The sequence below is a fragment of the Bacteroides sp. NSJ-48 genome (genome assembly GCF_014287405.1).
In the GTDB taxonomy this organism is placed as follows: Bacteria; Bacteroidota; Bacteroidia; order Bacteroidales; family Bacteroidaceae; genus Bacteroides; species Bacteroides stercoris.
Genome location: NZ_JACOOD010000047.1, coordinates 19,409 through 27,420 on the forward strand (window position 1 = coordinate 19,409; position 8,012 = coordinate 27,420).

The 8,012-nt window shown below is 44.7% G+C and carries 5 protein-coding genes; all 5 read left to right on the top strand.

The genetic code is table 11. The annotated features are described in order from the left end of the window. Positions 1-16: 16 nt before the first annotated feature. Genes H8S52_RS16735 through H8S52_RS16755 form a run of 5 tightly spaced genes read left to right on the top strand, consistent with a single transcriptional unit; the run spans position 17 to position 7,827 of the window. A complete protein-coding gene (locus H8S52_RS16735) occupies positions 17-2,695 on the top strand; it encodes a DUF4458 domain-containing protein (RefSeq protein ID WP_186910254.1) in 2,679 nt (892 codons plus the stop codon). 13 nt (positions 2,696-2,708) lie between these two features. Continuing rightward, positions 2,709-4,460, top strand: a complete 1,752-nt coding sequence (locus H8S52_RS16740; protein WP_186910255.1) for a BACON domain-containing protein — start codon at positions 2,709-2,711, stop codon at positions 4,458-4,460. A gap of 3 nt (positions 4,461-4,463) precedes the next feature. Further along, the gene (locus tag H8S52_RS16745; protein ID WP_117985619.1) at positions 4,464-6,521 is read left to right on the top strand and encodes a subtilase family N-terminal domain-containing protein; all 2,058 of its coding nucleotides are present in this window, start codon (positions 4,464-4,466) and stop codon (positions 6,519-6,521) included. Between the two features lie 18 nt (positions 6,522-6,539). Then, on the top strand, positions 6,540-7,343 hold the full coding sequence (locus H8S52_RS16750) for a DUF1573 domain-containing protein (RefSeq protein ID WP_117985620.1): 804 nt from the start codon (positions 6,540-6,542) through the stop codon (positions 7,341-7,343). 19 nt (positions 7,344-7,362) lie between these two features. Then, positions 7,363-7,827, top strand: coding sequence for a lipocalin family protein (locus tag H8S52_RS16755; protein ID WP_117856722.1), 465 nt, complete (start codon positions 7,363-7,365; stop codon positions 7,825-7,827). Positions 7,828-8,012: the final 185 nt, after the last annotated feature.

An 8,012-nucleotide genomic window follows, 5' to 3' on the forward strand; every position in this document is an offset into this window, starting at 1 on the left:
TAAAAACAAAAGATAAATGAACAAATATATTTCATTCTTTAAAACATGTTTCGCTCCGTTGTTCATCTTCCTGCTGGCTATGACAATGGTATTCGCCGGTTGCTCCGATGACGATGATGAATTGCAGCAGACCGCCTTCGGCTATGTGCAGTTCAAAATCTATAAGAGCGCATCGGTTGCTATCAAGGGAACAGAGACGAGAGGCACCGACATGCTGGATAAGCTGAACGATGCCAAAAAAATCAAGGTGGTGATGCTGTATGACGGAAACACCATTGAACAAACCTTGATGCTCAACAGCTATAGTGCTGAAAATGCAGAGTTTGGTCTGCGCAGTGACAAACTGGAACTGCTGGCAGGTAACTATAAACTGATTGGTTACTATCTGTACGACAAACTGGATAACGAAATTTATGCCGGTACCCCCAACGATTATAAGTTCAACGTAATGGCTGGCGGGCTGAAAGTACAGGAACTGTTTGCTGATGCTGTAGCTCGCGGATTGGTCAACTTCAAACTGATTAAACATGGATTGCCGGAAACAGAAGCAGCATCTCGTGCAGCGGAAGGCTACGAAGATTATCCGTTCTCGAACATCAAGGGTATCAACATCACGGTAAAGAATCTCTTTACACAAGAACTGACTACCATTGAAAAAGTGGAAGTGAAGTATGTGGAAAACCTGAAAGACGGTTACGCCCTCTGCGACACTACCGTATGGCTGAAAACTGGTAGCTACCAAATCAGTTCCTACTCTACTTACTCGGACAAGAAATGCGATTCCGGCAAATTGCTGGAAATAGCTACCGTACCTACTTCAGAAACCTTCTTCGTGAAAGATAACGAAAAGTCAGAAGCCACTGTACCCATCCAGTTGAGTACAACAGCTGAATATTTGAAGGACTACATGGCACTGAAAGAGATCTGGGAAAAACTGAACGGGCCCAACTGGAAATACTACGGTGAAGCAGCTCCTATGGGCTGTAACTGGAACTTCGACAAGGAAATCGACATGTGGGGTGACCAGCCTGGCGTACAGTTGCTGGACAACGGTCGAGTGGCATCGCTCGTAATTTCCGGATTCGGTGCCGATGGTGTAGTACCCGATGCTATCGGCCAGCTGACCGAGCTGCGCATCCTGAACCTCGGTGCTCACGATGAACTCATTGGTGGACACCTGTTTGAAGGCGTAGGAACTACCATGACTCCAGAACAACGTCAAAGAATCCGCATGGATTATGAACAGAAATTCCTGTATCGTGACATCCGCGAGAACCTCTCACAAATTCTGATTGACGGTATCAATGCCAACCCTGACTTCAAACCTATCAAGAAAAGTAACCGCATTGACAAGAAGGACGTACAGTTCGGTAACCTGACCAACAACATCAAAGGTATCTCTAAAGCCCTGATGCGCTGCACCAAGCTGGAAAACTTCTTCATTGCCAACTCTCCTATCGTGGCAGATAATTTCTGCATGAAATTGGTAGATGACTCTGAATCTGCTTACCGCAAAGCATACGAAGAAGAAGAAAATGACTGGAACTGGAACAACTTCACCATGCTGACAGACATGGAAATCTATAACTGCAAGGAACTGACCTCTCTTCCAATGAACATGCTCTTCGAATTGCCCGAACTGCAGATGCTGAACGTGGCTTGCAACCAGAAAATTGAAGGTGATGTACTGTTGGATAACTGGAAAAAGTTCATCGAAGGAAAGAGCGGCAAGAAAATCCAAGTGCTCTATCTGGGCTATAATAATCTGGAAGAAATGCCGGATTACGAACATCTGAGCCAGATGGAAAAACTGGGCTTGATTGACTTGACCAACAACTCCATAACAGAGGTTAACGCATTCGGCAAGGAAATCAACCTGACCAAGGTATATCTGGACTACAACCAAATCAATAAAATCAACACAACAGAGGATGGTTACTTCTGCGGATATTACGACATGGAATCATTCACTTGTACTTACAACAAGCTGACCAAAATGCCTGATATCTTCAACGCGAAGTCGAAGTATGTCATCGGCTCTGTCAGCTTTGCACACAATGAAATAACCGGTATGCAAAACGATGACAACCACCGCGGTGTGAACACCAACAATTTGGATTTGTCATACAACCATCTGGAAAAATTCCCTGGAGTGATCATCAAAAAAGGTTCTCCGCTGGGCATCTTGATTCTGCAGGCCAACGGTATGACTACTATTAAGGAAGGTGACCTGGTAGGTCCGAACTCTCACCTGCTGACCAGTCTCGACTTTCAGTTCAACAAACTGAAAGAGATTCCTTTTGAAGATTTCGTACCGGAAAACATGCCTTATATCTATGGCATAGAATTCAGCTACAACCGGTTCGCTGAATTCCCGGTTGCTCCGCTGAACTGTAAAGGTCTGACCGTATTTGGTATCCGTCATCAACGTGATGAAAGCGGTAACCGCTGCTTGAGCCAATGGCCTACCGGCTTGTACACTTGCCCCAGCCTGATGGCCTTCTTTATCGGCTCTAACGACTTGCGCAAGATTGAAGATACCATTTCACCGTATATCCGTATCTTCGAAATCAAGGACAATCCGAACATCTCTATTGATTTGACTCAGGTATGTCCGTATATCCAAGCAGGTCAATACCAACTGATTTATGACAAGACGCAGAACATTCAGGGATGCGATTATTTATTGGATTAAATAAAAAAGGAAAATGAAACATTTACTTAAAATAGCATTAGGATTAGTCCTCTGTTTGGGTCTGTTCACCGCTTGCGATGACGAAGAGGACAATGTTGCTGTCAGCGGCTTCAGTCTGAGCAAGACTGAAGTGGCTGCCAATGCAGAAGGAGGCAAGGAGACGGTCACCGTAAGCTCGGAAGGCGAATGGGTGGCCAAATCATCCGAACCGTGGTTGAGCATTTCGCCGGCCAATGGTTTCGGCAACACAGAGTGTGTCATCACCATTGACGAGGCTCTGAAGAACGAAGTGCGTGAAGCAGAAATCCGCTTCATACCGAAAGGACAAGCTCCCAAGGTAATCACAGTTACTCAGTTGGGCTATGGCAAAATGATTCACGTAAAAGAGGCAGAAGTTAACCTCAAAGCTTCAGACGTGTATGAGAAGCGTTATTTTGAAGCAATCATTACTGCCAATGTTTCTTTCAAGATTGCCTACGAATGGCTCACCACGACCGAAGAGGGTGTGACACTGGAAAACTGGATTTCTTTAGAAAAGAAGAATGAACCGGTATTCAATCTGGAAAGTGCCCGCCCACAAACCTACAAGGTACGCTTTGATTGGAAAATGAATCCGGAATGGATAGAACGTCGGGCTAAAATCAACTTCGAACCGATGGAACAGAACGGAAAATCTGCAGAAGAAGTAGCGATTACGCCGATTCTGGTGACTCAGGCTGCTTCGCCGGTGATTACTGACGATCGAGCCGGAGACTCACTGGCTATCCTTACCATACACGAACGTCTGGCCTCGGATATCGCCATCAACTCCAGCGAAAACATGATGTACTGGGATAACGTAAGCTTATGGAAACGGACAGACAAGGAGTTGCCGGGTCCGGAAGCAGTAGGCCGCGTCCGTTCAGTAAACTTCGGTACCATTACTACCAAAGAATCCCTTCCGCAAGAAGTAAGATACCTGAAATACCTGGAAACTTTCCAAGTATACGGCAATGCCAACACCATGCTGCTGAGCATCGATTTGGAAAATCATATCTGCGAACTGGAATACCTGAAGAACCTGCAGATTGGCGGTTATGGTCTGGTGTCACTGCCTGAAGATTTCGACAGACTGGGAAATTCACTGGAAAGCCTGGACTTGAGCGCCAACAACTTCACCGGTGTACCCGCTGTATTGACTCAAAACAACTTCCCAAAACTGAAAAGTCTGATATTTAGCGGTAACCGCCGCTGGACAGTAAGCAATCTGAAAGATTCTCAATATAACAAAGACACAGAACTGGGCTTCCATATTAATATGGACGAGAATCCAACAGAAATTGACCAACTATTCTTGTGGGATAATCTGGAAGAGCTGGTACTTTCTTATAATTATCTGGAAGGTACTCTGCCTACTTACGAAGGCAGAACAGGCTGGCAGGCAGATGATCTGAAACAATATGGTGATACATTGAACTATCTGCTCAAACATCCAGAAATTCCAAAGATTCTGCCAAACATGAAGCGACTGACACTGAACCTGAACTTCTTTACAGGTAAAATACCCGAATGGTTGCGCTTCCATCCGCACCTGTTGGATTGGTTCCCCGAAGTACTGATTTTCAATCAGCAAGAAATGGGGCAAGACTCCAAGGGAACACCGGTAAAATTCAGCGATGAACCAAGTAGCTTTACATACTACTTCGATGCTTATCCTTTATACAAACAGAAATATGAAGTGGAAGGAGAAGACGAAACATTAAAACCAGAAGAACAAAAGAAGTAACTTATGAAGAAAATATATATCTATGCACTTGCATGTGCCCTGACGGCTATTTCTTGCCAGGACAACGAATGGGTGACCGATAGCACCACTCCGCAAGTCCCTGAAATTGAAATTCCGATGGGAGCAGCAGACGGTGAACTACTCATCAAGTTTGTTCCTGAAATGAGTGATATCCTGGACCAGACACTGACGCGTGCTGGCGGGATATCCACCCGCTCGGGTATTCCTTCTACCGATGAGGTGCTCAACATCCTGGGTGCCTATCACTTTGAAAGAGTGTTCCCGGTAGATCCTAAAACTGAAAAACGTACCCGTGAAGCAGGTATGCACTTGTGGTATATCGTTCGCTTTGACAAAGACACCGACTTGAAAGAAGCTGCCCGGAAACTCAGAAAGCTGGGTGAAATCTCCAAGATTCAAAGTAACCCTACCATTCAACGTGCCTACGACCCGAAGAAAAAACCTCTGTATCTTTCGGCTAACGATTTGCAACATGTGACCCGAACCAGCGAAGGACTAACCTTCAATGACCCGGGACTGAAACACCAATGGCATTACCAGAATACAGGTGATTATGATTTTGAAAAAAAGGGACGTGCCGAAGCCTTTCCCGGTGCAGACGTAAATTGCGGCGAAGCCTGGAAACTTTGTAAAGGAGACCCATCCATCATTGTAGCAGTACTCGATGAAGGTGTAATGTGGAACCACCCGGATTTGATTGGCAACATGTGGACCAATGAGGCCGAAGAAGTCGGTTCTACTGAAGACAAGGACGGAAATGGCTATAAAGGCGACCGCTACGGCTATAACTTTGTGAAGAATACCGGAATAATCAGTTGGACATCTGCAGAAGATACCGGTCACGGTACTCACGTAGCAGGAACCATTGCAGCAGTAAATAACAACAACGAAGGCGTAGGAGGTATTGCTGGTGGTGACGGAACAGAAAATTCAGGAGTTAAGATTATGACCTGCCAACTGTTCGACGGTACGTATGGATGTACCTTGGCAGCCGAAGCAAAAGCCATCAAGTATGCTGCTGACAATGGTGCTGTGATTCTGCAGTGTAGCTGGGGTTACAACTCACCGGATGCTAACGAGGCGTTGGGCTATACTCCCGGACCGAAAGACGAGCAGGACTGGGTAAACCAGTATCCGTTGGAAAAGGAAGCACTGGATTACTTCATCCACAATGCCGGTTCACCCAACGGAGTGATAGACGGTGGTTTGGCTATCTTTGCTTCAGGTAACGAATATGCGCCTTCTTCTTCATTCCCTGCAGGCTATTCGAAATGTATTTCTGTCAGCGCCATTGCTGCCGACTATACTCCGTCTAGCTATACCAACTATGGTGAAGAGATTACTCTTTGTGCACCAGGCGGTGACGGCGATTACTACGGCACGCCAGGAGTATCCGACGACCAGTTTGCCTGGGAAGGGAAAACGCAAGGTCTGATACTCTCTACAGGTATCAAGAACGGACAACCGTACTATGCCTATATGGAAGGTACTTCCATGGCTTGTCCCCACGTATCGGGTGTAGCAGCCCTGGGTCTGTCGTATGCAGTGAAAGAGCGTCGCCATTTCAAGGCAGCGGAGTTCATTGAACTGATGAAAGAAACTGCCAATGACCAGTTCTATAACTTCTACGATGAAAAAGGGGAAAAACTGTATTATTACAATCACACAACTTTTGGTGCTCCTCCAACTTTGATGAATCTGGTAGAGCGTAAAGGAAAAATGGGTAGGCTGGTAGATGCCGGTGCATTGCTCAAGGCTATTGGTAATCACGGTTCAGACATGATTGTGCCAAATGTATATCTGGCAACGGGAAAAAGTACATCTATTGATCTGGCCCGTTATTTTATAGATGGAGAAAGCCTGAGCTACAGTTGTACCGTTGCCGATGAAAATATCGCAACTATAAGTGTAGACAAGACAATATTGACTGTAAATGGCGTTGCAGACGGTAGTACGACTGTGACTATCCAGGCTGGCAGTAAATCACAGACAATAACCATTACTGTTCGTAAAAATGCTGGTGAGAATGGCTGGTTATAATTGAGAGATTAAATAGACATGAAGAAACGACAGTTGATGATACTGACACTCTTTGTGAGCGGGTTAACCGGTTCCATTCCTGTAATAAAAGCGCAGGAATGGCGGTTAATGTCCCGTGAGGAGATAGAAGCCAAGGTACATCCAGTTTTGTTGGAGCAAGCCGGGGAGTTTCTTCATTTTGATACGTGCCGCCTGTCGGTAGGTACTCTAAATGAAAAAAGTCAGCCCAAAACCGTATACTTCCGTTTTCAGAATGTAAGTCAGCAAACCATTACGTTGAACAAAGTTACTACTACGTGTGGTTGTACTGCTGCCGGATTCAGCAAAAAGCCATTGGCGCCCAATGAGGAAAGTATTATTAGTCTGACTTTTCATCCCAAGAACAGACCAGGCACAATTGATGCAGAAGCATTGGTATATACCGATCTGTCCGATTTTTCACCTGTGGCACGATTGTCACTATGCGGCTATGTCAGTTCGTCTGATGAATGGAAGCACCTGCCTCAAAATATGGGACATCTGCGGCTTACACGCAAGCAGGTGTCATTCAGCAGAGCAGGAAAGACAACCATTGAGCGCATAGCATGTGCCAATAGTGGAGACCATCCGCTCAAACTGAATGCTTTACTGCTACCTTCATGCCTAAAATTCTATACCGAGCCTGCGGTACTTGCTCCCGGACAGGAAGGTGATCTTGTGATAACACTTGATAAGGCAAAATTGCCCAGCTTCCATACTGAGGAGAAACATCTTTCTCTCATTATAGATGGTGTGATAGGCAAACCTTCGGAAAAAACGATAGAAGTAATTATTAAAAACTAAAAAAATAAAAACAAGAAATATGAAAACCTTATTCAGAATAATGACGCTTTTCTTGACGCTTTTCTGTTTCGCAGGCTGTGACGATGACGAGGAAGTACTGGCCACATTGGACGTTACAGCCGCTAATCTGGACGGGACCTGGAAGTTAGTGGAATGGAACGGCGCCCCCTTGCAAGAAGGCAGTTATTGCTACATTACATTCAGCCGCAAGGATAAGACTTATAAAATGTATGATAAGTTTAGCAGTATGTACTCTAATCTCAAGACGGGTAGTTTTGAAATTGAGAAAGAAAAGGATTTAGGCTATATCATTAGTGGGAACTATGATTTCGGCAATGGTGAATGGGCTAATTCCTATATCGTAACCAATCTTTTGGCCACTTCCATGATTTGGACTATAAAAGATACTCCATCAGATGTACAAAAATTTGAACGCTGCGATAAGGTACCCGAAGAAATAGAAAATGAAGTCCGAGATTTTTAGAGATGTTTTGACACCTCTGTTTAACAATATAAAATTCTCAAAATAAATTTCATAGTCTTTTCTATTTTAGGGATATTCAGTAAATGTCCCTAAAAAATAAGATGGCATATGAAGATGATAGGACATGACCACTTCATATGCCATTCTTATTGCCATTTTTCGGTGCTTTCTCACATAATTCTATC